Consider the following 25,207-nt stretch of genomic DNA (forward strand, 5'->3'; position numbering starts at 1 on the left):
CCGCTCGCCCTGTTAGTTGATCGGCGGGTACGCGTTCTCGAGCAGCTCCTGGAACTGCTCCGAGGACCAGTGGCCCGAGATCGGCATGTTGTCCCTAGCGCCGGACGGGTTGTTCCCGTTGCGCTCGTTACCGCCGTACGTCGGGTCGCACATGCGGTCGAAGCCCTTGCCCTCGTCGTTGTCGATCAGCTCAGAGGAGCCGTCCGACTCGCCGGGGGGCTTGATCCACACGTAGGCGTCGATCCAGGGCTCAGGCGAGGCCTGGGGACGCTCGCCGAGGCCGGCTCCGGCCTGGTTGCACCAGTTGCCCTTCTGGATGCGCTGGTCGATGCGCGACTCGTCCACGAAGGTCACCGGGTCGTCGGAGCTCGAGGGGCCGGTGGGCCGGTAGTCGCCGCCCCAGCCGTTGCGCGAGGTGTCGATCAGCATGCCGATGTTCTCGTTGAAGCCGTTGGCGATCAGCTCCTCACGCAGGGCCTGCGTGAAGTCCTTCTCGTTGTTGAAGTCGTTCCAGTCGACCCACGGCAGGTCGGGGTTCTGGTTCAGCGCCTGGCCGCCGACGTTCTGGTCGACGTCCCAGTAGGGCTCCTCCAGCGCCGAGTAGTTCGCGGTGTTGGAGATGAAGCCGTGCACGTCGTCGGCCGTCATGCCGTTCTCGCCGATGAGGGAGCCGAACAGCGCCGCCGAGGCGTTGAAGTTGTCGTACTCCGCGTTGGCGTCCTCCCAGCCGATCCAGCCGTGGTGGCCGGCGTCGATGTAGTTGTAGGTGTTCGGCAGCGAGCCCAGTTCGGCGGCGGCGTACGAGACGCCGTTCACGTAGTTGCCGTTCGCGAGCATCTCATCGCACTCGGGCGTCGCCGTCGCACGCGGCGAGACGTTCGTGACCAGGTTCGGCAGCGAGTCGATCTCGATGACGTTGACGATCCGGAGGTCCGCGTAAGCGGGGTCGCTCATGATGTCGACGATGACGTCGATGTACTCGGTCTTGTACTCGTCGATCTCGTCCGGTCCGAGCTGGCCGTTCGAGGCGAGCGCGGCGCAGTCGCGGCCGGGGAGGTTGTAGATGACGATCTGAATGAGGTCGGCGCCCTGTGAGACGGCCTCGTCCAGGTGGTCGGCCAGCCCCATGGAGCCGGTCGTGGGCGAGTCGTTGCCGTAGATGGCGCTGGTCTGGTCGAGCCAGACACCGGTCGGCTCGTCGGCGACCGCGTCGCCGCCCGGCTCGGCGGCGGCATTGGCCGACCACTGCGGGTTGACGTAGACCTGCGCGCCGTCATAGGGGTTGTCGACCTTGTCGCCCGCCGGCGGGTCGGTCGGGTCCGGGTCCGTCGGATCGGGGTCCGTGGGGTCCGGGTCGGGGTCGGTCTGGCCGTCGCAGACGTCGCCGTTGACGGTGAACTGGCCCGGCGTCGTCGAGCTGCCGTTGCCGATGAATCCGAATACCTCGCGGGTCTGGCCCGAGCTGATCGAGCCGTTCCAGCCGACGTCCGAACCGTTGAAGGTGGTGCCGCTCTGGCTCCAGTCGACGTTCCATGCGCTGCTGACGCTGGTGCCGCTGGGGAAGTCCCAGCTGAGGTCCCAGCCGTTGATGGGCTCGTCGGCCGTGATGGAGACGTTGGCCTGGAAACCGCCGCCCCAGGTCGAGATGACGTTGTAGTCGACCTCGCAGCCTTCTTCGGCCGACGCCTGGTTCGCTGTGGCGATGGTGAGGGCACCGGCACCGAGCGCGGCGACGGCCATACCGGTGACCGCCAGTCTTCTGCGCCTTCGATGTACTTGCATAATTCGATATCCTTCGTGTTCGAGGTCCCGGCCGCCGTGCGGCGCTGGATGGGGGTCCCGCTGGGTTAGGTTGCTGCGAAATCTCTCGAGGGTTCGGTTGCGGCAAGGGAAGCGCTCCCAAGCGATGTATTGATAATCGCCGATGTTTGGATGCACTGTCAAGGTTTTCGTATAGATATTTCAAGAAGCCTTTGAGAGGCAAGCGCTTTATGTTGTGAAACCGCTCCCGCGCAAGGCATCTCATTTCGCCCCACGAGGCTCCGGCGCACCGGCCGCAACGCCGCCACCGCGAGTGCCTTCGGGCGCAGCGAAAGACGGCGGGGCCGCGGATGCGGTCCCCGCCGTCGGTGCCTGGCACTGCCGGTATGCCCAGGCCGGGCCGGTTAATTCACCGGCGGGTAGGCGTTCTCGAGGAGCTCCTGGAACTGCTCGGAGGACCAGTGGCCCGAGATCGGCATGTTGTCCCTGGCGCCGGACGGGTTGTTGCCGTTGCGGGGGTTGCCGCCGTAGTCGGGGTCGCACATCTCGTCGAAGCCCTTGCCCTCGTCGTTGTCGATCAGCTCAGAGGAGCCGTCCGACTCGCCGGGGGGCTTGATCCACACGTAGGCGTCGATCCAGGACTCGGGGGAGGCCTGCGGGCGCTCGCCGAGGCCGGCTCCGGCCTGGTTGCACCAGTTGCCCTTCTGGATGCGCTGGTCGATGCGCGACTCGTCCACGAACGTGATCGGGTCGTCGGAGCTCGAGGGGCCGGTGGGCCGGTAGTCGCCGCCCCAGCCGTTGCGCGAGGTGTCGATCAGCATGCCGATATCGGAATTGAAGCCCGCGGAGATCAGCGCCTCGCGGAACGCTTCGGAGAAGTCCTTCTCGTTGTTGAAGTCGTTCCAGTCGACCCACTTGACGTCCGGGTTCTGGTTCAGCGCCTGGCCGCCGACGTTCTGGTCGACGTCCCAGTAGGGCTCCTCCAGTGCCGAGTAGTTCGCGGTGTTGGTGATGAAGCCGTGCACGTCGTCGGCGGTGGCGCCCTCGCGGCCGATGATCGAGGCGATCATCTCGGCGGAGGCGTTGAAGTTGTCGTACTCCGGGTTGGAGTCCTCCCAGCCGATCCAGCCGTGGTGGGCGGCGTCGATGTAGTTGTAGGTGTTCGGCAGCGAGCCGAGCTCGGACACCGCGTAGGCGACGCCGTTCTGGTAGTTCTCGTTCGCGAGCATCTCGTCGCACTCGGGCGTCGAGGTCTCGCGCGGGGAGACGTTGGTGACCAGGTTCGGCAGCGAGTCGATCTCGATGACGTTGACGATCCGGAGGTCGGCGTAGGCCGGGTCGCTCTGGATCTCGACGATCGGGTCGATGTACTCGTTCTTGTAGCGGTCGATCTCGTCGGGGCCGAGTTCGCCGTTCGAGGCGAGCGCGGCGCAGTCGCGACCGGGGAGGTTGTAGATGACGACCTGGATGAGGTCGGCGCCCTGGGACACCGCCTCGTCGAGGTGGTCCTTCAGGCCCATCGAGCCGGTGGTGGGGGAGTCGTTGCCCTCGATCGCGCCGATCCGGTCCATCCACACGCCGGTGGGCTCGTTCGCGATCGCGTCGCCGCCCGGTTCGGCGGCCGCGTTGGCCGACCAGATCGGGTTGACGTAGACCTGCGCGCCCTCGTACGGATTGTCGACCCGCGCCTGCGCGGCCTCGGCCTCGTCGGGCCCCTCCTGCGCGCCGGCGGTGTTCGCCGCGACGACACCGATCGATCCGGCGACGAGCGCCCCTGCGGCGAAGGCGCCGATCGCCATCCGCCTCTTCTTGCTTCGACGTACTTCCATGTCATTCCCTGATTCCGTCGGGTGGTCAGTGGCCGGGAGCGTCCGGCACGTGCCGGGATCCTGCGGAAGCGCTCCCAGTGTCATATCGAAGTTTGCCGATATGAGGCTGTCCTGTCAAGGGGCTGGCTGAGGTATTTACAACAAAAATCCGGTTGGCGGCATCTGTGTGCACTCAGGGTATTGATCCGACTTCGAAGCGTGGACATTTGGGTACAAGAGAACTAAATAACTCTAAAAGGGATATTTCGCAAAAGGGAGGGCACGCGGAAACGCCGGCCGCCGCGCGCTTCGTCCCGGATCGGTCCCTGCGGCGGGCGTCGGGAGAGCTGCGCGGCACCGGCGTCGCGGTGCCAGGCTTCGGTTGTACGTCAATCGGTTTCGAGCGGAAGGCTATGGCCTTCACTCATCTCGGCGAGGCTGGTGGGCCGGTGTGCGGCCCGGTGGTGGCCTACTGCGAGTTCGGGCCGGATTCGAAGTTCGACGCAGCGCCGGGGTCGCCTTCGAGCAGCGCGCGGACCTCCGACTCGCGGAACCGCCGGTGACCGCCGGGTGTGCGGATGCTGCCGATCCGACCGGCCGCGGCCCAGCGCGTCACAGTCTTCGGATCGACGCGGAACAGCGAGGCCACTTCGCCAGGCGTGAGTAGGCGGTCCTCGGTCTCCATGATTCCATCCTCCCCGTGATGAATACTCACTTCGTGCGGTTAAACCCATTACATCACTATTCAGTCAAACCTGCCATGAGTTCTTGGACATACTTTCGGTCGGTAGGTTTTGCCTGAAAGTACCAGGCGTATGACCAGGGCACTCGGAGCCGATTAAGGCCCTCTAGGAGTAGTCGGGCATCAGCTGGGCACCGGTGGCGAGAAATGACTTTGGCTATCCTCGACAGGTGGATGAGATCGACCGGACAATCGTGAACCTGCTGCGCACCGACGGGCGCACCTCCTACGCCGAACTGGCGCGTCGAGTCGGTCTCACAGCGCCCTCCGTGCAGGACCGGGTGACCAAGCTCGAGAAGAGCGGCGTCATCACCGGCTACCAGGCGGTCATCGACCCCGAGGCCATCGGGCTGGGCATCACGGCCCTCATCGGCATCATCCCCGATTCCAGCGCCGACCACCTCGAGATCTGCGACCGGCTGCGCGCCATCGGGCAGATCGAGTCGTGCTACTTCCTCGCCGGCGTCGAGTGCTACCAGGTCAAGGTCCGCGTCCCCAAGATGGCCGACCTCGAGCAGCTCATCCACCGCATCGGCGGCATCGCGGGCGTCGCGCAGACGCGGACCACCATCACCCTCTCGACGAAATGGGAGGACCGGCCGCAGCCGATCCCCGTCGGCGAGGACGAGCATGGAGTCGCTTGACCGCACCCGCGACCGCGCCTGGGCGCACTGGGCGATCACCGCCGTCGAGGCCGACGCCAACCGCAGCGCCGACACCCACCTGCTGCCGTTCCCGCTGCCGGAGAGCTGGGGTGTCGACCTCTACCTCAAGGACGAGTCGGCCCACCCCACCGGATCGCTCAAGCACCGCCTCGCCCGCTCGCTGTTCCTCTACGCCGTGTGCAACGGATGGATCGACGAGGGGACCGAGGTCATCGAGGCGTCCAGTGGGTCCACGGCCGTCAGCGAGGCCTACTTCGCCCGGATGCTCCGCCTGCCGTTCACCGCCGTCATGCCCGCCACCACCAGCCGCTCCAAGATCGCCCAGATCGAATTCTACGGCGGCAAGGCCCACCTGGTCGACGACGCCACCGCCGTCGTCGCCGAGGCGAAGCGCCTGGCCGCGGAGTCCGGCGGCCACTTCATGGACCAGTTCACCTACGCCGAGCGCGCCACCGATTGGCGCGGCAACAACAACATCGCCGAGTCGATCTTCGAGCAGATGCGGCTCGAGCCCCACCCCGTCCCGGCGTGGATCGTGATCGGCGCCGGCACCGGCGGCACCTCGGCCACCATCGGCCGGTACGTGCGCTTCCGGTGCCACGACACGCGGCTGTGCGTGGCCGATCCGGAGCATTCGGCGTTCTTCGCCGGATGGCGCGACGCCGATCCCGAGGCCGTGGCCGAGTGCGGCTCGCGCATCGAGGGCATCGGCCGTCCCCGCGTCGAGCCCTCGTTCATCCCCGAACTGGTCGACCGCATGGTCAAGATCGATGACGCCGAGTCCATCGCCTGCCTGCGGTGGGCCTCGGAGCGGATCGGGCGGCGCCTGGGCGGCTCGACCGGCACGAACCTGGTCGCCGCGCTCGGCCTCATCGCCGAGATGCGCCAGGCGGGCGAGCGCGGCAGCATCGTGACGCTGCTGTGCGACTCGGGGCAGCGCTACGTGTCCACCTACTTCGACGACGAGTGGATCGCCTCCCAGGGCATCGACCTCGCCGACGCTCGCGAACGCCTCGCGGATCTGTTGCCCGACTAGGGAATCGAGCGCCTCGAGCACTTTCGTCCCGACTTGGGAGCGCTCCAGATACTGTGGACCCCAAGAGACATCGACATGTGTTGACTTTTCTGAGGAGCGCCGGTACGGTCCCCTTGATAGAAAACGTTTGCCCGAATGCGCTCAGTTACTTGAAACGATTCAGGTCAGACGCTCCTCTCTCGCTACGGAAGTGAATATGAGATCGACAACTCCTCCCCGGTGGCGCCGGGCCCTCGCGGGCGCGGCGGCGGCGGTGACGGCAGGCGGGCTCCTCGCCACGGCCGCGCCGGCGCAGGCCCAAGACGACGGGATCACCGTCTACCTCGCCTCCGACTCCACCGTCCAGACTTATGACCCGTACTGGGAGCCTCAGGCCGGCTGGGGCCAGGTGTTCGACCGGTACTTCGACGAAGAGGTCACGATCGCGAACCACGCGATCGGCGGCCGATCCTCGCGCTCCTTCATCGAGGAGGGCCGCCTCGACGCCATCCTCGACGAGATCCAGCCGGGCGACTATCTGTTCGTCCAGTTCGGACACAATGACGCCACGCAGAGCCGTCCCGAGCGCTACACGCCGCCCGACGACTACAAGACGTACCTGCGCGACCACTACATCGCCGGCGCGATCGAGGCCGGCGCCGTCCCCGTCCTCGTCTCCCCGGTCTCGCGACGCGACTTCGACCCCGCGACCGGCGAATTCAACGTGTCCTTCCCCGAATACGTGGAGAAGGTCCACCAGCTCCACCAGGAGACCGGCGTGGCGATGGTCGACCTGTCGGCCTCCTCGCGCGCCTACCTCGACCAGATCGGGCCCGAAGAGGCCAAGTCGGTGTTCCTGCACGTCCCCGCGGGGGTCTATCCGAACCGGCCCGACGGGACGGTCGACGACACCCACTTCCAGGAGTACGGCGCCATCCAGATGGCCCGCCTGGTCGCCGAGGAGGTCGCCACGCTCGACGAGCCTCTGGCCGAGCACGTGGTCGACGTCGCGCCGCCGGCCGACGTGCCCGCCGCGCCGGCGAATCTGCGGACCGACACGGTCGCGAACGCCAGCGTCACGCTGCTGTGGGACGAGGTCGAGGCCGACGTCTACCGCGTCTACGTCCGTGAGAGCGGCGGCGAGTGGCGCCTCGGCACCACCTCGACCGTCGGCAAGGGACGCGTCAGCGGCCTCACCGAGGACACCGAGTACGAGTTCGCCGTCGCCGCGGTCAACGCCAAGGGCGAATCGGCGCGCTCGGCGACGCTGAGCGTCACCACCGCCACCGCCGGATGGAAGTTCGACCTCGGACCCGCTTCCCAGGTCGTCGCCGACGGCTACACCGAGGTCAACCGCGGCACGGCCTACTCCGCCGAGAGCGGCTACGGCTTCACCACCGACATGGCCACCGCCATCGACCGCGACAGGGGCGGCGACGACGACCCGGTCGGCCGCGACTTCGTCGCCTGGTTCGGCGGCGAGTACACCTTCGCCGTCGACGTCCCCGACGGCAACTACACCGCCCGCGTGTGGGTCGGCGACTACCTCGGCTCGGCGCGCTCGAACTTCGCGTTCGAAGGCTACGACTTCGGTTCGGCCAACTCGGGCAGCCGCACCGTCTCCACCAAGGACTTCGAGGGCATCTTCGTCGAGGACGGCCAGATCAACGTCACCGTCTCGGGCCAGACCGGCCACTTCAACGGCCTCGAGCTCACCCGCGTCGGCGACGTGCCCGGCTCCGACGACGGACCCGACGAGCCGTGCGCCGACTGCGCCGAGCAGGTGGAGCCCATCGACCGCGCCCCCGTGGCGGTCGGCGTCGACGACGGCGTCTACCTCGGCTGGCGCAAACTCGGCCTCGACCCCGAGGGCATCGCCTTCAACGTCTACCGCGACGGCGTGCGCATCACCGACGAGCCGACGAGCGGCACGAACCTCACCGACGCCGGAGGCACGGCCAACTCGACGTACTGGATCGCCACGGTGGTCGACGGCGTCGAGACCGGCTACACCGACGCGGTCGAGGTCTGGGACGAGCAGTACATCGACATCGACATGGAGCGGCCCGCCGGCGGCACCACGCCCGACGGCGTCGAGTACACCTACTCGCCCAACGACGCCACGGCGGCCGACCTCGACGGCGACGGCACCTACGAGCTGATCCAGAAGTGGGACCCGTCCAACGCCAAGGACAACTCCCGCTCCGGCCACACCGGCAACGTCTACGTCGACGCCTACACCCTGAGCGGCGAGCTGCTCTGGCGCATCGACCTCGGTGTGAACATCCGGGCGGGCGCGCACTACACGTCCCTGAGCGCCTACGACTTCGACGGCGACGGCAAGTCCGAGGTCGCGCTCAAGACCGCCGACGGCACCGTGGACGGCGTCGGCGCCGTCATCGGCGACGCCGAGGCCGACCACCGCAACGACGGCGGCTACATCCTCACCGGTCCGGAGTTCCTCACCGTCTTCGACGGCGAGACCGGCGCGGCGCTGGACACGGTCGACTACCAGCCCGAGCGCGGCGACATCTGCGACTGGGGCGACTGCTACGGCAACCGCGGCGACCGCATGATGGCGGCGGTGGCGTACCTCGACGGTGTGAGTCCGTCGCTCATCACCAGCCGCGGCATCTACACCAAGTCGGAGATCGCCGCCTGGGACTGGGACGGCGAGAACCTGACCCGGCGCTGGCACTTCCTGTCGACCGACTACGGTCCGCAGTACAACGGCCAGGGCAACCACCAGATGTCCATCGCCGACGTCGATCTCGACGGCCGCGACGAGATCGTTTACGGCGCCATGACCATCAACGATGACGGCACGCCGCTGTACAGCTCCGAGCTGGGCCACGGCGACGCGCTGCACGTGTCCGATCTGGACCCGTCGAACGACGGCCAGGAGATCTTCTCCCCGTTCGAGTGCATGAGCTGCTCGGGCGGGATCGGCGCCGCGCTGCGCGACGGCGAGACCGGCGAGGTCATCTGGTCGATCGCGGGCGACAGCGACATCGGCCGGGCCACCTGCGGCGACATCGACCCGAACCACGCGGGCACCGAATGCTGGGCGGTGAGCGCCGACGGCGCGTGGAACTCCCGCGAGGGCGAACTGCGGGCCGCGGACGGCACGCTCATCTCCACCTCGATCCCGTCGGCGAACCACATGATCTGGTGGGACGGCGATCTGGGCCGCGAGATCTTCGACCACGAGTTCAACGAGCCGGATTACGTCCCGATCTATCCGTTCATCGCCGAATGGGACTACGAGAACGGCGTGCAGGAGGAGGTCTTCACTCCCGAAGGAGTGCACACCAACAACGGCACCAAGGGCAACCCGGTGCTCACCGCGGACCTGATGGGCGACTGGCGCGAGGAGCTGATCCTGCGCAAGGAATCCGACGACGGAGTGCGGCTGTACACGACGACGATCGAGACCGAGCACACGATTCCGACGCTCATGCACGACCCGCAGTACCGCCTGGCGATCGCCTGGCAGAACGAGTCGTACAACCAGCCGCCGTGGCCGAGCTTCTTCGTCGGCTACGACATGGAGGAGCCGGAGTGGCAGGCGATCTCGTACGAGGGCACCGGTGACGCCGCCGAGGCGCCGTACACCGCCGCGTCCTGCGAGGTCGACTACAGGGTGGTGGCGGATACGGGCGATCGCTTCGTCGTCCAGATCAAGGTCACCAACACCGGCGAAGACAACATCGACGCCTGGGACCTCCAGTGGAAGGCCGCCGGTGTCGAGAGCGTGAAGGTCTCATGGGGCGGTCAGTTCGCTCTCGAGAGCGACACGGTCGTCGCCGACCCGGCGTTCTGGAACTCCCCGCTCAAGCCGGGAAAGACCAAGCACATCGGTTTTCTGGGCACCGGCGACCCGGACGGCCCGGGCATGTTCCTGATGAACGGTCGGATCTGCGCGGCCGCCTGAAGGATGAGATTGACAAATGAATAGGCAATGATCGATTCATTGCCAAAGGTCGGATCGGCGAAGCCGGTCCGACCTTTTTGTTCCTCCGGCGCTCGTTCGCGTGTCGCGGTTGACATCGGCTCGGTGATCACACACCATTCAGTGGCCGCCTGGGACCGCTGGCTGATCGACTCGGAACCCCTCGCCCGCGCCCATCAGACCACCAACAGCGCGCCCGAGCACGAATACGGCCGCACCATCGCGACCCTGATCCGCCTCATTCGCTGGATCATCGCCGTATGCACGGCCGCCGAGCCCGCACCACGGGCGGAGGAGCGCGACGATCCGGCAAGGCTGCGGCATGTCCCGCACAACCGACCTGTCCCGCACCCGCGAACCGGCCCGCCCTACGTCACCGCGTGGGAACGGCACTTCGACGCCCAGCACCCGGTGACCGGGGGTGCGGCACTATGAGCGCGACGACCGTGACCACCGCCGAGACACTGGTGCGGCGCGGTCGGCCGCTGTGGGGCAGGGCCGTCATCGGTTTCTGGCGGCCGCGCCGGAACTTCAAGGTGCCCCACCTCGAGTACTCCGGGGAGATCGTGGAGACCGGCGCGGACGTGCAGCAGTTCGACGTCGGTGACGAAGTGTTCGGCTTCTCGGGGTTCGGCATGGGCGCGTGCGCCGAGTACAAGCGCATGTCCGCTACCAGTTCGCTGGCGCACAAGCCCCGCAACGCGACGCACAGGGAGGCCGCCGCGGCGGTCGACGGCGCCACGACCGCCTTGTTCTTCCTGCGGGAGCGGGCGAAGCTCGTCGCTGGGGAGAACGTCCTCGTCATCGGCGCCTCCGGCAGCATCGGGACCTATGCGGTGCAGCTTGCCAAGCTCTTCGGAGCGAGAGTGACGGCGGTGTGCAGCGGTAGGAACGCGGAGCTGGTCGAAACGCTCGGCGCGGACCAGGCCCTCGACTACACCAGCGAGGACTTCACCGAAAACGACGAGACCTATGACGTCATCTTCGACACCGTCGGCAAGAGCTCCTTCAATGCCTGCAAGTCATCGCTGTCCGAGAATGGGCGCTACCTCTCCACCATCGGCCTGAGAAACTACTTCTTGGCGCTGTGGACCGGTCCGTCCAGTCGAAAGAGAGTGGTCACCGGGATGTCGTCCGACAAGCGGACGTCGCTGCCGTTCATCAGGGACCTCATCGAGTCGGGCCAGCTCGCGATAGTCATGGACCGGCAATACGACCTCTCGGAGATCGAAGAGGCTCACCGCTACGTCCAGACTGGGCGCAAGCGGGGGAACGTGGTCGTGATGGTCGAGCGCGACTCCGGCGAGGAGAGCGATCCCTCGGTGGCGGATCTTGGTTGAGCGAGTCCAGTCTTGGTGGTCGGCCCTACGCTGAGGCAGCGATGACGAGGTGGTGGGGCGGCCAGCCTCAGTACCCGGAGTGGCGGCTCCGGTGCGCCCCGGGGATGGCGAGTGGAGGCCGGCAATGGCCGCCAGTGCGCTGGCGGGATCGGTGTCGTGGAGGGCTCGGCTGCGCTGGAGCGGCGATAAAAGCGGTGGCGGGTGGGCTGGTGTCGGGTTGTTCGTTGCGGAGGTGGTCGGTGGTGCCGTGCCGGGTCGGATTGGGGCTGGCTGCGCGGCGGGTATTCGCGTTGCTGGTGGTCCGGTTCGGGGTGCGGGCATGGGAATGGACTCGAAGCCGTTGTCGGTTTCGAGCTGGCCGTGTATGAGGTGCCTTCCCCGCCACGGCATCCCGCAGCGGGCGGGTTAAGACCGGCGGTGGTCCGTAGTCGGGTGCCGGTGCGGCCCCGACCGGTTCGCGAATCTGCTTCGCCTCGGTCAGCGGGGTGGAAGTCTCGTATCCCTGTCCCTGTCCCTGTCCCGGTTCCGGTGCTGAAGCCGGTTCGGGTGCGGTCTCGGGTTGGGGTGTCGGGGTGGTGAAGCGTGCTCGTGCTTTCGCGCGGGCGGCTTTCGCGGCGGCCATGACCTGCTCGGTCTCGGCCTGTTCGGCGGCGGCTTCGAGGTCGGGTTTCAGTGTCTCCGACCATTCTTCGGGATATAGGCCGGTGGGGAAGGCGTTCGCGATGTCCTCGGCGAATCCCTGATCCAGGTCGGTGTCGGTGCGCCAGTCGGCGCAGCCGCATGTGAGGTCGGGGTCGGTGTCCTCGTGCCCCTCGTGGTGGACGATCAACGCCTTACCGGGTCCGGTTTTGGTGATGGTCCAGCCGGGGGTGTGGATGCGGCCGTGGTGGAACCGGCACAGCAGGATCAGGTTCTCGGCCACGGTCGGCCCACCATTCGCCCAGTGGCGGATGTGGTGGGCCTCGGTCCACTGCACCGGAGCGAGACAGCCGGACCAGGCGCACCCGCCGGGCTGCTCCAACTCCAACTTCCTGCGCAGTGCGCTGTTGGGGAGCCGGAGTGCGCGGCCGAGTTCGATCGCTTCGCCGGTGCGGTAGTTGAACACGTTGGGGATGACCAGGCCTTCGCAGGCGAGCAGGCGGGCCTTGCCCAGGGAGATGGGGTCGCCTTCGAGGGTCGGGACGCGTCCGGTGTCTTCCCCGGCCAACGTTTCGATGTCGACTGACAGGTGCAGGGTGGCGGTGTGCCCGTGCCGCTTGGCCGCGTTCGGGTCGGCCCCGTGGGCCGCGAGCACCTGGTGGAACGCCTCGGCCCGCCGGTTCGCCGCAGGCGGCAGGCACCCGTCCTGGTCGACTTCGTCTTGACGCGGCGGGGGCACGGCGGTGGTCAGGAGTTTGGCGAACAGCTTCCCGGTGTCGGCCGACAGGAGCCCGGAGAGGACGAACATGCCGTTCTCGGTCTCCACCAGATCCAGGCGTTGCAACGACTGCTGCCCCAGCCCGTCCAACAACTCCTCACCGGAGTCGAGCGCGGCCTGAAGTTCGTCCAGCTGGGCGTGCACGTCCTTCACCGTCGCGTGGATGCAGTACTGCGCGATCAGATGCTCCGGGGTGGGGCAGCGGGTGTCCGCGTCGAACGGGGAGGGGACCGGCTCGCGGTAGGGAGTCCGGGCGTAGACGCGGAGGGCCTTGGTGGCGTCCAGGCGGCGCACGGCTGCGGCGACCCGGTCGATCCGCGCGGCAGCGGAGGTGGCGGTTTGGGCGAGGATGGTGAACTTCCCGGCGGTGCGGGCGATGGCGGCGAGGTCGGCGGCGACGCGGAGGTGGAAGTCGAACGTGGCGACCAGCCACTCGCGCAGGGCGGAGAAGCCGTCGCAGTCGCGGTGGATGTTCCACGCTTTCGCCTCGATGACATCAGCGAGCACTTTGGCGTGGGCCTGGTTGATCATGGCCGCAGCTTCGTCAAGGTGGGTGTGGATGGCCGCTGCCCGCTCGGTCCGCTCGGTCCTGCTGGGCTTCATGCTCGCTGTGGCCATGTCACACCTCCCTCGATCATTGAGGTCTCGTACGAACCTGCTGTTTCCGCCAGTTCGTGCTATACCTCTATTCTCCCAGGTCACAAGGCTTCTGTCATCACCCATTAGGGTGGGAAAACACTCACGTTTCCGCCGCCCGGAACCACGAGAAGCCTTGCCCCGCAAGACAAACCGGACACCACCCGGCCCGCCCGCGCAGCGGCCCGCGCCCACACCCACCGGCACGTCCGCCGCTCAACCTCCACAAACCACCAACCTCTTCGTCGCTGACGCCTTTAGCGCAGAGCCACCACTCACCCACACTGTTCCCGCCACCCCGACAAGTTCCATTGCCGGTCTCCCCAGGCGTCCTGAGCGCTGATTTCGAGCAGGCCGGGACCGGGTCACCGCCGCCGGCGAAACTTCCATAGGCGGTTCGCCGCGATTTGGTCTAGCCTTCCCGGTACCACGAGACCGACGAAGGAACCAGCATGACTTCCACACCGACTGCGTTGTCCACCAACGGTGTTCGCCCGAACGAGACGACTATCCCCCTGCTGCCCTGCGTCTCCGGTGAGGAGACCGCGGCGTTCTACCGGTCACTGGGCTTCGCGGTCACCTATGAGATGCACAAGCCCTACCTCTACCTGGCGTTCGCCATGAGCGGCTTCGAGCTGCACTACGGCGATGCGCCCGGCGGGACCGACCCGGCCGACGAGAACGCGGGCGGCTGCCTGGTCATGGTCGACGACGTCGCGGCCTACCACGCCGCGTTCACCGCGGCCATGCGCGAGTCGTACGGCAAGGTCCTCGCCAAGGGCCTGCCGCGTATCACCCGGTACCGGAGCGGCGCGACCCGCTTCACGCTCATGGACCCGACCGGCAACTCCATCATCTTCGTCCAGCGCGATGAGCCCGAGGAGTTGGAGTACGGAGGCAACAAGGACCTGCCGCCGCTGCGGCGGGCATTGGACAACGCCCGCATCTACCGGGAGTTCAAGAACGACGACAAGGCCGCCTTCCGGGTCGTCACCTCCGCGCTGCGGCGGCACGGCGACGCCGCGTCGCCGGTGGATCGGGCCGTCGCGTACGCCACGCTCATCGAACTGGCCGTCGCCCTGGGCGAGCGCGAGCGCATCGCCGGACTGAGGGCCGAGCTGGACAGTGCCTTGGCGCCACTGGACGACGACGAGCGTCGTCGGGTGACCGAGGAGCTGCACCTCGCCGACAACCTGGAGTCCTGGATCGCCGGCGCCCCGGAGGAATGACGGCGACCGAACGCGAGTGGCCCTATGCTCCGTCCGCTGGTTCGGCCGTGCCGCGCCCTCACGGCATCGGCTCGTCCGTCTTGAAGCGGCCGTCGTTGGCAATCCTGGTGCGCTCGTAGAGGTCGATCGCGGTGCCCCGCTGCGAGGTCGCGGTCCAGGCGGCCGCGAGCATCAGCAGCAGGTTGAAGATGTACAGGAAGATGAGCAGGCCCACGGCGGTGGTGACGGCCTGGTAGGCGGGGCGGTCGGAGACGTGGAGGATGTAGATCCGGCCAGCGGTCTTGAGCAGTTCCAGACCGACCGCGACGAACATCGATGCCGCGAAGACGCGCCTTGGCGGCATCGCCAGGCGGGGCAGGGCCTGGAGCAGGACCGCGGCGAGCACCGCGTTGGCCAGCAGTCCCACGAGGACGGACGCGGCCCGGATCACCAGCGCCAGCGCGCCCTCGGCCCGGTCGAGGTCGAGCAGCGCCAGGACCCACTCGGTGCCGGCCGTCGCGCCGATCGTGATGAGCAGCAGCAGCGAGACGCCGATGAGGACGATGAGGTCGATGAGCCAGCGCAGGATGGGATTGCCGGGTTGGGCCTCCAGGCCCCATGCGAGCCGGATCGAGGCGCGCACCGACTGCACCCACGCGACCCCGGCGACGATGAGCACGGCCCCCGCGAAGATGGTGACCGACTGCCGCGAGTCCTCGAGGACGCCGATGTCGATCACGGGCAGATTCGTCTCGAGCCAGCCTTCCACCGTGGTGTAGATGTTGGGGGAGTTGAGCAGGTAGCCGAAGATCGCCAGGGCCAGCAGTGACATGGAGAAGGCCGCGAAGAAGGCGTAGTAGGACATCGCGGCGGCCAGTTGGCCGCCGTGGACGTCACCGAAGCGCTCGGAGGCGCGCAGGGCGTGGTCGACGAACCGCCAGCGCGTGCGGGCGGAGTCGAGGACGCCGTCCCACCATGCCCCCAGGTCTGGGAACTTCACGTGCCGATTCTGTCAAACTCGGAGCGCTCGGGCGCGCTATGAGCCGCGGATGGCCCAGGCATCGGGATCCTCGAGGAGTTCGGTGACGGAGTTGGGGAGCCGGTCGGTGGCGACGTCGGTGAGCGAGACCGATTCGAGGATGTTGCGCTCGTTGACGCGCAGCGCCACCCACACGTTGATCAGGGCCCTGGCGGTGCCGGTGTAGCGGACCTCTTCGGGCCGTTCGCCCCTGACACCGACGAGGGGGCCGTCCACGGCGCGGATGACGTCGGCGAGGCTGATCTGGTCACCGGGCTTGGCGAGCCGGTGGCCGCCCTCGGGGCCGCGCTTGGAGGAGGCGATGCCGCCGCGCCGCAGTTGGAGCAGGATCGATTCGAGGAACTTGCGGGGGATGCCCTGGTCCTCTGCGATCTGCTCGGCCGACACCCACCGGTCGCCGTAACCGGCGAGCGACACGGCCGCCCTCAGGGCGTAGTCGACGCGGGCGGACAAGCGCATGGGTGCTCCTCGTGTTCGGCGAATGCTGCGTTATGACTGTATCCCCGCCGGCCGCCGGCCGCTCAGTCCTCGATGAGCTCGCGCAGGTAGGCGGCGGTCTCGGCCGCGGCGAGCTCCGGGTCGCCGGCGATGATGGCCTCGATGGCGCGGGTGTGGTCGATGTGTGGCTCTTCGGCGAGGTTGTCGCCGGCGCCGGCGCGGACGGTCTCGCGCAGGGAGTCGGCGAGCTCGGCGTACAGCTCGGCGAGGAGCTTGTTGTGGCTGGCCTCGGCGACGGCCTGGTGGAGGGCGATGTCGGCGACGACGAACGCTTCGACGTCGCTCACCTCGTGGGTGGCCTCGCGTTCGGCCAGGAGGATCCGCAGGCGGGCGATGTCCGATTCGCTCCGCCGGCGGGCGGCGAGGCGCGCGGCCTCGACCTCGAGGCCGCGCCGGACCTCCATGGCGTCGGAGTAGGGGCTGGCGGCGATGCGGCGGCGCACGGCGGCGGTGACCTCGGAGCGGCCGACGACGAAGGTGCCGGCGCCCTGGCGGATCTCGAGGAGGCCGGCGTGGGCGAGGGCCCTGACGCCCTCGCGGATGGTGTTGCGCCCGACGCCGAGGAGTTCGGCCAGTTCGCTCTCGGTGGGGATGCGCGAGCCGAGGCCCCACTCGCCGTCGCTGATCTGCCGCCGCAGTTGGTCGATCACTTGATCGACGAGCGCGGACTTGCGTGTCGACTGCAATGCCACCGGCTGACCTGACCTCTCAGTAAGGGGTTGCGTGTTTCCCAACACTAGAAGGATTAAAGCAGACGGTAATCGCGATATCGTTGACAGGCCGTTAATTCATCCTATGTATTAGGGTGACGGCATCCCGCCTGGTCATGCCGCCCCTCGACTCATTTCGCCAGGGAAGAGAACGCACGCTCGTAACGGAATCGGAAGAATGGGGACGTCCGCGTGAGGGCCGCAGCCGACATCGACCGTCCGAACGCGACTCGCGCGCCCCTGCTCGGCGCCTGGATGCTCGTCGCCGGCGTCGTCCTCGCGGCATTCAACTTCCGCACCGCGGTCACCAGCGTCGGCGCGCTCCTGTCGGAAGTCCAGGACGGCCTCGGCATGTCGGAGACCGTCGCCGGCGTCCTGACGACGCTCCCGGTGATCGCCTTCGCGGCCCTCGGCGCGCTCGCCCCGCGCCTGACCCGCCGCTTCGGTCCCCGCGCGGTCATGACCTGCGCCCTCGTGGGGATGAGCGTGGGCCTCATCGCCCGCGCCTACGCCGGGCACTGGGCCACATTCCTGCTGTTCAGCCTGCTCGCGCTCGCCGCGGGCGCGATCGGCAACGTCGCCGTCCCGGTCATCGTCAAGGAGTTCTTCCCGCGCTCGATCGGCCGGATGACCACCGCGTACTCGGCGAGCCTCGCGATCGGCACCAGCATCGGCGCGTTCGCGACCGTCCCGATCGCGCACTGGTGGGGCGACTGGCGCCTCGCGCTCGCCGTCTGGGCCGTCCCCTCGCTCCTGGCCGTCGTCCCCTGGCTGCTGTGGCGCCCGCCGGCCGGGCACGCCGAGGCTCGCAACGGGGCCCGACTGGCGGGCGTGTGGCGCTCGAAGCTGGCCTGGGCGATGCTGCTCGCCTTCGGCACCCAGTCGGCGATGGCCTACATCTTCCTCGGCTGGCTCACCGCCTTCCTGCGCTCCGAGGGCATGGACGCGGCCGCGGCCGGTGCCATGCTCGGGCTGTTCACCCTCGTCCAGATCCCGGTCTTCATGGTCGTCCCGACCATCGCCGCCCGCACCGTCCGCCAGCGGGGCGTGTTCTTGGCGCTCGCGTCCTGCTATCCGGTGGGCGTAGGCGGCCTCTGGCTGTTCGGCGGCGGCGCCTCCACGTGGGTGTGGACGGCGGTGCTGGGTGTCGCGATGTCGGTCTTCCCGCTCATTTTGACCCTGTTCGGGCTGCGCGCGCGCACCTCGGCCGGGACCTCGGCGCTGTCGGCCTTCGGGCAGTCGGGCGGCTACCTGCTCGCCGGGATCGGCCCGTTCGCCGTCGGCTGGCTCCACGGGCTCACCGGCGCGTGGACGCTCCCCTTCGCGCTCATCTTCGTCCTCATGGGAGTCCATGTCGCCGTGGGCCTGTACATCACCGGGGATCGGTACATCGAGGATGAATTGCCGCAAACCAACCCCCGATAGCGCCTCACTTGCCCACGCGTGCCACGATAGTGCTGTGGACCACACTGGTGTGGAGGTTGGGAGGCGACCGTGACGAACGAGGTGCTGTGGCTGCCGCGCCAAGACGCGGTGGAGACGACGAACATCGGTCGGTTCAGCCAATGGCTGTCGCGCCGCGAGGAGCGGGATCTCACCTCTTATCCGGCGCTATGGCAGTACTCGGTCGACCACCTGCGCCCCTTCTGGGGCTCGGTGTGGGAGTACTTCGGTCTCGGGGCGACCGTCCCCGAACACCGCGTGCTCGCCGACGAGGCCATGCCCGAGACCGTCTGGTTCCCCGACGAGACCTTCAACTACGCCCGCGCGGTGCTCACCGCGCCCGGCGTCGGCGACGACGACGTCCTCGTGCACGCCTACTCCGACACCCGCGCCCCCGTCGAGTGGACCCTGGCCGACCTGCGCGAGGCCGTCGCCCGCGCCCGCTCCGGCCTGATCAGCCACGGCGTGCAGCGCGGCGACCGCGTCGCGGCCTGGATGCCGAACATCCCCGAGACCTTCGCGCTCATGCTCGCCACCGCGAGCCTCGGCGCGGTCTTCTCCAGCTGCGCCCCCGAGTTCGGCTCCCGCGCCGTCATCGACCGCTTCGCCCAGATCGAGCCGAAGGTGCTGGTCGCCGTCGACGGCTACCGCTACGGCTCCAAGGAGATCGACCGCACCGCCGAGGTCAGGCAGGTCGCCGCCGCGCTGCCCGGCCTGGAGAAGGTCGTCACGCTCCAGTACCTCGGCCGCTCCGACCCCGAAGGCGAGACCTGGGACCGGTTCTGCGCCTACGACGACGGCATCGAATTCGACCGGGTCACCTTCGACCACCCGCTGTACATCCTCTACTCCTCGGGCACCACCGGACTGCCGAAGGCCATCGTCCACTCCCACGGCGGCATCGCGATCGAGCACGCCAAGATGCACTCGCTCCACCACGACCTCGGCGTCGGCGACCGCTTCTTCTGGTACTCCACGACCGGCTGGATGATGTGGAACTACCTCGTCTCGGCACCGATCGTCGGCGCCGGGATCGTCCTGTTCGACGGCGCGCCCGACCCCGTCGGCATGTGGCGGCTCGCCGAGGAGTCCGGCACGACCTTCTTCGGCACCTCCGCGCCGTTCCTCATGGCCTGCCGCTCGCGCAGCGTCAAGCCCTCCAGAGAGGCCGACCTGTCGAAGCTGCGCGGCATCGGCTCCACCGGAGCGCCCCTGCCCGACGCCGGCTTCGACTACGTCTACGAGCACGTCGCTCCGAGCGCGCAGCTCCAGTCCCTCTCGGGCGGCACCGACGTGTGCACCGGCTTCCTCGGCGGCGCGCCGACCGTCCCCGTCTGGCGCGGCGAGCTCTCCTGCCGCTGCCTCGGGGCGAACGTGCAGTCGTTCGACCCCGACGGGCACCACGCGATCGGGCGCGAGGGCGAGCTCGTGATCGTCTCGCCGATGCCGTCGATGCCGGTCGGCCTGTGGGGCGACCCGCTGCGCCAGCGCTACCGCGACACCTATCTGATGGACTTCCCGGGCGTGTGGCGCCACGGCGACTGGATCACCATCTCCGAGCACGGCTCGGCGGTCATCTCCGGGCGCAGCGACGCGACGCTCAACCGCGGCGGCGTGCGCATGGGCACCGCCGAGTTCTACGCCGTCGTGGAGTCCATCGACGGCGTCGCCGACTCGCTCGTGGTCCACCTCGACGACGAGAACGAGGACCGGCTGCTGCTGTTCGTGTCCTGCCTCGAAGACACGGTGCTCGACGACGAGCTGCGCCAGCGCATCAAGCGGGCGCTGCGCGAGCAGCTCTCACCGAGGCACGTGCCGGACCTGATCAAGCAGGTGCCGGCGGTGCCGAGGACGCTGAGCGGCAAAAAGGTCGAGATCCCGGTGAAGAAGATCCTCAAGGGCGCCAAGCCCGAGGAGGCGATCTCGACCGACGCGCTGGCGAACCCGGAGGCGCTCCGCGCCTTCCTGTAGGAGCCTGGCCGACCGCCTTCGGGCCCGTGAGTGTCAGAGCCGGCGGTTACGGTGGCCTGATGCATGAGACACCCACTATCGCGGCGGTCACGCGCGACAACGTCGCCGAGGCCTGCCGGCTCAAGGTGACGCCGGAACAGGATCGGTTCGTCGCGCCGGTCGCCCACTCGCTGGCCGAGGCGTACGTCAATCGAGCCGCCGCCTGGCCGCGACTGGTCTACGCGGGCGACGAGGTGGTGGCGTTCGTGATGGGCGGCTTCGACCCGGACGCCGAACTCGACTGCTTCAGATGCGGCATCTGGCGGCTCAACGTCGGTGCCGAACACCAGGGTGCCGGGTACGGGCGCTTCGCCGTCGAAGCGGTCTTCGACGAGGCGCGGCGTCGCGGGCAGCGGCGCGTCACGGTGCTGTGGGCGCCCGGCGAGGGCGGACCGGAAGGCTTCTACCGCAGGCTCGGGTTCGAACCGACGGGTCAGGAACTCGCCGGGCAGGTCGTCGGGGCGGTCACGCTCGCCTGAGCGGACACGCCCGACCGCGTCGGCTCCCGCCGCCGGCCTTGACGATCGATACCCCTAGGGGGTATTGTTCGGGTCATGGCGAACATCATCGACCTCGACATCACCGGGATGACGTGCTCCTCGTGCGCGGCCCGGATCGAGAAGAAGCTCAACCGGGTCGAGGGCGCGCAGGCGAGCGTCAACTTCGCGACCGAGCGCGCCCGCGTCAGCGTCTCCGACGGCGTCGGCGTCGACGACCTCGTCGCCGTCGTGGAGAAGACCGGCTACGGCGCCGCCCCGGTCGCCCCCGCACCGTCCGAGGACGAGCCCGAGCCCGAGCCCGAGGCCGACGCGGGCGACGCCGAGCTGCGCAGCCTGCGCCAGCGGGCCTTCGGCTCACTCCTCCTGTCGGCCCCGGTCATCGCCTTGGCGATGATCCCGGCGCTCCAGTTCGACAACTGGCAGTGGCTCTCGCTCACCCTCGCCGCGCCCGTGGTCGTCTGGGGCGGCTGGCCGTTCCACCGCGCCGCCGCGATCAACCTGCGTCACCGGGCCGCGAACATGGACACCCTCGTCTCGATGGGCACCCTCGCGGCCTTCGGCTGGTCGCTGTGGGCGCTGTTCTTCGGCGACGCCGGCGCCGCCGGCATGTCCGAAGGGTTCTCGCTCACCGCCGAGCCCGGCGACGCCGCCTCGAACATCTACCTGGAGGCCGCCTCGGGCGTCACCGCGTTCGTCCTGCTCGGGCGCTACCTCGAGCACCGCTCCAAGCGCCACGCCGGCGCCGCGCTGCGGGCCCTGATGGAGCTCGGCGCCAAGGACGTCGCGGTCCTGCGCGACGGCCGCGAGGTCCGCGTCCCGGTCCGGGAGCTGGCCGTGGGCGACGAGTTCGTCGTCCGCCCCGGCGAGAAGATCGCCACCGACGGGACGGTGACCTCCGGGGCCTCGGCCGTGGACGAGTCGATGCTCACCGGCGAATCGGTGCCCGTCGAGGTCACCGCCGGCGACGGCGTCACCGGAGCGACCGTCAACACCTCCGGGCGGCTGGTCGTGCGCGCCACACGCGTCGGCGGCGACACCCAGCTCGCCCAGATGGCGCGCATGGTCGAGGACGCCCAGGCGTCCAAGGCCGCCGTGCAGCGCCTCGCCGACCGCATCTCCTCGGTCTTCGTGCCGATCGTCGTCGCTCTCGCGCTCATCGTGCTCCTTGCCTGGATCGCCGTGGGCAGCCTCGCCGTCGCCGTCACCGCCGCCGTCGCGGTCCTGGTCATCGCCTGCCCGTGTGCTCTCGGCCTGGCCACGCCCATGGCGCTCATGATCGGGACCGGCCGCGCCGCCAAGGACGGCATCCTCATCTCCGGACCCGAGGTCCTCGAGTCGACCAAGAAGATCGACACGATCGTCCTCGACAAGACCGGCACCGTCACCAGCGGCCAGATGAGCGTCGTCGGCCACTCCGGAGACGAGGCCCTGCGCCTCGCCGGAGCCGTCGAGGACGCCTCGGAGCACCCGATCGCCCGCGCCATCGCCGCGGCGGCTCGTGAGCGGTTCGGCGAGCTTCCCGAGGTCGCCGACTTCGTGAACCGCCCCGGCCTCGGGGTGAGCGGCAAGGTCGAAGGCGGGGTCGTCGAGATCGGCCGCTCGGCCGACGGCGTCGCCGGGGCCGATCCGGCGACCGTCGTCGCCGTGACCGTCGACGGCGAGCACGTCGGCACCGTCTCGGTCGCCGACACCGTCAAGCCCACCAGCGCGCGGGCCGTCGCCGAGCTCAAGCGGCTCGGACTGACGCCGATCCTGCTCACCGGCGACTCGCGGGCCGTGGCCGAGGCCGTCGCCGCCGAGGTCGGCATCGACCACGTCATCGCCGAGGTCATGCCCGAGGACAAGCTCGCCGAGATCGGCCGGCTCCAAGCCGAGGGCAAGGTCGTCGCGATGGTCGGCGACGGCGTCAACGACGCCGCCGCGCTCGCCGCGGCCGACCTGGGCATCGCGATGGGCACCGGCACCGATGTGGCGATCGCCGCCAGCGACATGACGCTGGTGCGCGGCGACCTGCTGGTCGCCGTGGACGCGATCCGCCTGGCACGGCGGACCCTGCGGATCATCAGGCAGAACCTCGTCTGGGCGTTCGGCTACAACACCGCCGCTATCCCGCTGGCCGCCTTCGGATTGCTCAACCCCATGATCGCGGGCCTGGCGATGGCCTTCTCGAGCGTCTCGGTCGCCGCCAACTCCCAGCGCCTGCGCTCGTTCGCCACCACCGATGCGAAAGATGCTCGTGTGAATACTGGGACCTAGCGGTGGCCGGGAGGTTCGGATGAGATGAGTTTCCTTATGGGGCAAGGGGATTCAATTAGGTGTGTGCCTGCTCGCAGGTGAGCGGTAGTTAGTATGTTTCGTGTCGCCCCGGTCGGTTTCCCCCGTAGCCGCCGGGGCGGCCCGCACTCCCGCGACGAGGCCACGAGGCGAAGGCGCGCCCTGTGCTCCAATAGTCGGTGTGACTGATGAGGACATCGAGCCGGAGGCGCACGCGGTGGGCGTCGGGCCCTGGCAGGGCCCGTGGCCCGACGACCCCCGGCTCGATCCCGAGCTGCTCGAGCACGGCGACCGCCGCAACGTCGTCGACGCCTACCGATACTGGAGGCGCGAGGCGATCGTCGCCGACCTCGACCTGCGCCGACACGACTTCCACGTCGCCATCGAGAACTGGCAGCACGACTTCAACATCGGCACCGTCGTGCGCAACGCCAACGCCTTCGCCGCCAAGGCCGTCCACATCATCGGCAAACGCCGCTGGAACCGCCGCGGCGCGATGGTCACCGACCGCTACCAGCACGTCGAACACCACTCCACCGTGGAGGACTTCGTCATCTGGGCCGGGGCCCAGGGCCTGGCCGTGGTCGGCATCGACAACCTGCCCGGCTCGGTGGCCATCGAGACGACCTCCCTGCCGCGCAACGCCGTCCTCGTCTTCGGCCAGGAGGGACCCGGCCTGTCCGAGCCGGTGCGGCGCGTGTGCTCGACGGTGTGCTCCATCAGCCAGTTCGGCTCGACACGCTCGATCAACGCGGGCGTGGCCAGCGGCATCGCCATGCACGCCTGGGTGCGCGAGCACGTCTTCGAAGATCACCCCCGGACATAGGTGGCGGATCGCCCCAATTCGATGCCAGACTGGAGGTAGGCGGAGTGTCAGATACCTGACGCTTCCCTGGTGGTCCCTCGCCTAAGTGACTACATTGAGCCAAGTACAGGTGACTTGAGGTAGTCTCCCCGGTGGGACAAGCGAATATGTTGCTCCGCAGGCACACAGCGGAGTGCGGCGGAAGCGGGACGAAGACGTTACGCTGAATGCGCGAGGCCATGCCGGCCCGGTTCGTACCGAAGACCCGGAGGCGAAGCAAAGGCCGAGACATATTCGTACGATAAACTGGACGAGCCTGCGCGGGACGAACGTTTGGCCAGGTCCCTTGATGGGAGGGTGAGGATGTTGAAGAAGATTCTAACCTGGGGCGGACTGGCGTTCCTAGTGTTCTTTATCGCCTACAGGCCGGACGAGGCCGGAGGCGTTGTCAGCACGATCTTCGGTGCGGTCGGCGACGTCGGCAACGGCTTCGCCTCGTTCATCACCAATCTGGTGACCTAAGGACGACCACACGATGACCGACACCGGTGCGGGCGGCTCGGGGGACAAGAAGGACACCGAGCCGCTGGAACCGCCCGCCCCGCGCGCCCCCGCCGACAGCCCCGCCCCCGGAGCCGAGGAACCCACGCGCGAATTCGCCGCCGCCACCGCCACCGCCTCGATGGGCGCGGCCCCCGCCGCCGCGGCGAGCGACATCGACGGCGTCCGATTCGACGACAGTCCCGCCGGAGGCCTGCTCTCCGGCGTGCGCGCCCCGAGCGTGCCGGACGTCCCCTCGCCGATCTCGGCCCGCTATCTCTTCCCCACCGAGAAGTACCGCGGCGAGTGGCGCCGCCACTGGGTCCACCTCATGCCCTGGTACATCGTCGGCACGCTCGCGACGTTCATCATGGGCTTCGCCTCCGGGCTGCTCATGAAGTGGGAATCCGAGTCGCGTGACACCGGCCTGGCCGTCACCGTCATCGTCTGGCTGGTGATCCTCGGCCTCGTCGGGTGGAAGATCCTCGACTGGTACATGGACCGCTTCATCCTCACCAACAAGCGCATCATGCTCATCCAGGGCGTCATCACGCGCTCGGTCGCGATGATGCCGCTCGGACGCGTCACCGACATGAAGTACGCGCAGACCCCGATGGGCCGCATGCTCAACTACGGCGAGTTCATCATCGAGTCCGCCGGCCAGGACCAGGCGCTGCGGAACGTGCCGCACCTGCCCAACCCCAATGAGCTCTACCTCCAGATGTGCGAGGAGATGTACGAGCCCGAGGCCGTCGACGAGCGCGAGGCGGAGGAAGAAGAGGACCTCCTCCCCGAGGAGACCGCCTACGACAAGGACTCCCGCCTGGGCGGGGACGCCTGAGCG

General features: G+C 68.5%; 20 protein-coding genes. 13 read left to right on the top strand and 7 right to left on the bottom strand.

The window, feature by feature from the left end:
• Nucleotides 1-12: 12 nt before the first annotated feature.
• The 3 genes from ACYVK3_RS07895 to ACYVK3_RS07905 form a co-directional block, all read right to left on the bottom strand.
• Entirely contained in the window at nt 13-1,782 is a 1,770-nt protein-coding gene (locus ACYVK3_RS07895; RefSeq protein ID WP_460496731.1) for a glycoside hydrolase family 6 protein, read from the bottom strand.
• A 383-nt stretch (nt 1,783-2,165) separates the two neighbouring features.
• On the bottom strand, nt 2,166-3,590 hold the full coding sequence (locus ACYVK3_RS07900) for a glycoside hydrolase family 6 protein (protein WP_460496732.1): 1,425 nt from the start codon (nt 3,588-3,590) through the stop codon (nt 2,166-2,168).
• A gap of 448 nt (nt 3,591-4,038) precedes the next feature.
• Nucleotides 4,039-4,254, bottom strand: coding sequence for a BldC family transcriptional regulator (locus ACYVK3_RS07905; RefSeq protein WP_460496733.1), 216 nt, complete (start codon nt 4,252-4,254; stop codon nt 4,039-4,041).
• A gap of 227 nt (nt 4,255-4,481) precedes the next feature.
• Between ACYVK3_RS07905 and ACYVK3_RS07910 the strand changes: the two genes are divergently transcribed.
• From ACYVK3_RS07910 to ACYVK3_RS07930, 5 genes are all read left to right on the top strand, one after another.
• Nucleotides 4,482-4,955, top strand: a complete 474-nt coding sequence (locus tag ACYVK3_RS07910) for an Lrp/AsnC family transcriptional regulator (protein WP_460496734.1) — start codon at nt 4,482-4,484, stop codon at nt 4,953-4,955.
• Nucleotides 4,942-6,012 (top strand): PLP-dependent cysteine synthase family protein, encoded by a 1,071-nt coding sequence (locus ACYVK3_RS07915; protein WP_460496735.1) that lies wholly within the window; start codon nt 4,942-4,944, stop codon nt 6,010-6,012. The genes ACYVK3_RS07910 and ACYVK3_RS07915 overlap by 14 nt, the downstream gene beginning before the upstream one ends.
• A 196-nt stretch (nt 6,013-6,208) precedes the next feature.
• On the top strand, nt 6,209-9,925 hold the full coding sequence (locus ACYVK3_RS07920) for a rhamnogalacturonan lyase family protein (protein WP_460496736.1): 3,717 nt from the start codon (nt 6,209-6,211) through the stop codon (nt 9,923-9,925).
• 123 nt (nt 9,926-10,048) lie between these two features.
• The gene (locus ACYVK3_RS07925; protein WP_460496737.1) at nt 10,049-10,378 is read left to right on the top strand and encodes a hypothetical protein; all 330 of its coding nucleotides are present in this window, start codon (nt 10,049-10,051) and stop codon (nt 10,376-10,378) included.
• Entirely contained in the window at nt 10,375-11,283 is a 909-nt protein-coding gene (locus tag ACYVK3_RS07930; protein ID WP_460496738.1) for an NAD(P)-dependent alcohol dehydrogenase, read from the top strand. The genes ACYVK3_RS07925 and ACYVK3_RS07930 overlap by 4 nt, the downstream gene beginning before the upstream one ends.
• A 67-nt stretch (nt 11,284-11,350) precedes the next feature.
• Here ACYVK3_RS07930 and ACYVK3_RS07935 read toward each other — a convergent pair whose 3' ends face one another.
• A complete protein-coding gene (locus ACYVK3_RS07935; protein WP_460496739.1) occupies nt 11,351-13,318 on the bottom strand; it encodes an HNH endonuclease signature motif containing protein in 1,968 nt (655 codons plus the stop codon).
• Between the two features lie 470 nt (nt 13,319-13,788).
• Here ACYVK3_RS07935 and ACYVK3_RS07940 point away from each other — a divergent pair, with 470 nt between their 5' ends.
• Nucleotides 13,789-14,565: a VOC family protein gene (locus ACYVK3_RS07940; RefSeq protein ID WP_460496740.1), complete on the top strand. Its 777-nt coding sequence runs from the start codon at nt 13,789-13,791 to the stop codon at nt 14,563-14,565.
• Between the two features lie 58 nt (nt 14,566-14,623).
• Here ACYVK3_RS07940 and ACYVK3_RS07945 read toward each other — a convergent pair whose 3' ends face one another.
• The 3 genes from ACYVK3_RS07945 to ACYVK3_RS07955 all read right to left on the bottom strand — a co-directional run bounded on the left by ACYVK3_RS07945 (nt 14,624) and on the right by ACYVK3_RS07955 (nt 16,773).
• Nucleotides 14,624-15,544, bottom strand: a complete 921-nt coding sequence (locus ACYVK3_RS07945) for a YihY/virulence factor BrkB family protein (RefSeq protein WP_460496741.1) — start codon at nt 15,542-15,544, stop codon at nt 14,624-14,626.
• Nucleotides 15,545-15,580: 36 nt separating this feature from the next.
• Entirely contained in the window at nt 15,581-16,042 is a 462-nt protein-coding gene (locus tag ACYVK3_RS07950) for an RrF2 family transcriptional regulator (RefSeq protein ID WP_460496742.1), read from the bottom strand.
• A 62-nt stretch (nt 16,043-16,104) separates the two neighbouring features.
• Nucleotides 16,105-16,773, bottom strand: a complete 669-nt coding sequence (locus tag ACYVK3_RS07955) for a FadR/GntR family transcriptional regulator (protein ID WP_460496743.1) — start codon at nt 16,771-16,773, stop codon at nt 16,105-16,107.
• Nucleotides 16,774-16,983: 210 nt separating this feature from the next.
• Here ACYVK3_RS07955 and ACYVK3_RS07960 point away from each other — a divergent pair, with 210 nt between their 5' ends.
• The 7 genes from ACYVK3_RS07960 (at nt 16,984) to ACYVK3_RS07990 (ending at nt 25,204) form a co-directional block, all read left to right on the top strand.
• On the top strand, nt 16,984-18,216 hold the full coding sequence (locus ACYVK3_RS07960) for an MFS transporter (RefSeq protein WP_460496744.1): 1,233 nt from the start codon (nt 16,984-16,986) through the stop codon (nt 18,214-18,216).
• 69 nt (nt 18,217-18,285) lie between these two features.
• Nucleotides 18,286-20,205 (top strand): acetoacetate--CoA ligase, encoded by a 1,920-nt coding sequence (locus ACYVK3_RS07965; protein WP_460496745.1) that lies wholly within the window; start codon nt 18,286-18,288, stop codon nt 20,203-20,205.
• Between the two features lie 59 nt (nt 20,206-20,264).
• Nucleotides 20,265-20,723: a GNAT family N-acetyltransferase gene (locus tag ACYVK3_RS07970; protein ID WP_460496746.1), complete on the top strand. Its 459-nt coding sequence runs from the start codon at nt 20,265-20,267 to the stop codon at nt 20,721-20,723.
• 75 nt (nt 20,724-20,798) lie between these two features.
• The gene (locus ACYVK3_RS07975; RefSeq protein ID WP_460496747.1) at nt 20,799-23,000 is read left to right on the top strand and encodes a heavy metal translocating P-type ATPase; all 2,202 of its coding nucleotides are present in this window, start codon (nt 20,799-20,801) and stop codon (nt 22,998-23,000) included.
• A gap of 190 nt (nt 23,001-23,190) precedes the next feature.
• Nucleotides 23,191-23,844: a TrmH family RNA methyltransferase gene (locus ACYVK3_RS07980; protein WP_460496982.1), complete on the top strand. Its 654-nt coding sequence runs from the start codon at nt 23,191-23,193 to the stop codon at nt 23,842-23,844.
• Between the two features lie 342 nt (nt 23,845-24,186).
• The gene (locus ACYVK3_RS07985) at nt 24,187-24,345 is read left to right on the top strand and encodes a hypothetical protein (RefSeq protein ID WP_460496748.1); all 159 of its coding nucleotides are present in this window, start codon (nt 24,187-24,189) and stop codon (nt 24,343-24,345) included.
• 13 nt (nt 24,346-24,358) lie between these two features.
• Nucleotides 24,359-25,204 (top strand): YdbT family protein, encoded by an 846-nt coding sequence (locus tag ACYVK3_RS07990; RefSeq protein ID WP_460496749.1) that lies wholly within the window; start codon nt 24,359-24,361, stop codon nt 25,202-25,204.
• Nucleotides 25,205-25,207 lie beyond the last annotated feature (3 nt).

The organism is Glycomyces tarimensis (assembly GCF_054776215.1).

Bases quoted from the DNA above. Each gene is read 5' to 3' on its own strand.
- ACYVK3_RS07950 (WP_460496742.1), bottom strand. From the start codon at position 16,042: ATGCGCTTGTCCGCCCGCGTCGACTACGCCCTGAGGGCGGCCGTGTCG.
- ACYVK3_RS07900 (WP_460496732.1), bottom strand. From the start codon at position 3,590: ATGGAAGTACGTCGAAGCAAGAAGAGGCGGATGGCGATCGGCGCCTTC.
- ACYVK3_RS07935 (WP_460496739.1), bottom strand. From the start codon at position 13,318: ATGGCCACAGCGAGCATGAAGCCCAGCAGGACCGAGCGGACCGAGCGG.
- ACYVK3_RS07930 (WP_460496738.1), top strand. From the start codon at position 10,375: ATGAGCGCGACGACCGTGACCACCGCCGAGACACTGGTGCGGCGCGGT.
- ACYVK3_RS07895 (WP_460496731.1), bottom strand. From the start codon at position 1,782: ATGCAAGTACATCGAAGGCGCAGAAGACTGGCGGTCACCGGTATGGCC.
- ACYVK3_RS07970 (WP_460496746.1), top strand. From the start codon at position 20,265: ATGCATGAGACACCCACTATCGCGGCGGTCACGCGCGACAACGTCGCC.
- ACYVK3_RS07905 (WP_460496733.1), bottom strand. From the start codon at position 4,254: ATGGAGACCGAGGACCGCCTACTCACGCCTGGCGAAGTGGCCTCGCTG.
- ACYVK3_RS07915 (WP_460496735.1), top strand. From the start codon at position 4,942: ATGGAGTCGCTTGACCGCACCCGCGACCGCGCCTGGGCGCACTGGGCG.
- ACYVK3_RS07990 (WP_460496749.1), top strand. From the start codon at position 24,359: ATGACCGACACCGGTGCGGGCGGCTCGGGGGACAAGAAGGACACCGAG.
- ACYVK3_RS07985 (WP_460496748.1), top strand. From the start codon at position 24,187: ATGTTGAAGAAGATTCTAACCTGGGGCGGACTGGCGTTCCTAGTGTTC.
- ACYVK3_RS07940 (WP_460496740.1), top strand. From the start codon at position 13,789: ATGACTTCCACACCGACTGCGTTGTCCACCAACGGTGTTCGCCCGAAC.
- ACYVK3_RS07975 (WP_460496747.1), top strand. From the start codon at position 20,799: ATGGCGAACATCATCGACCTCGACATCACCGGGATGACGTGCTCCTCG.
- ACYVK3_RS07920 (WP_460496736.1), top strand. From the start codon at position 6,209: ATGAGATCGACAACTCCTCCCCGGTGGCGCCGGGCCCTCGCGGGCGCG.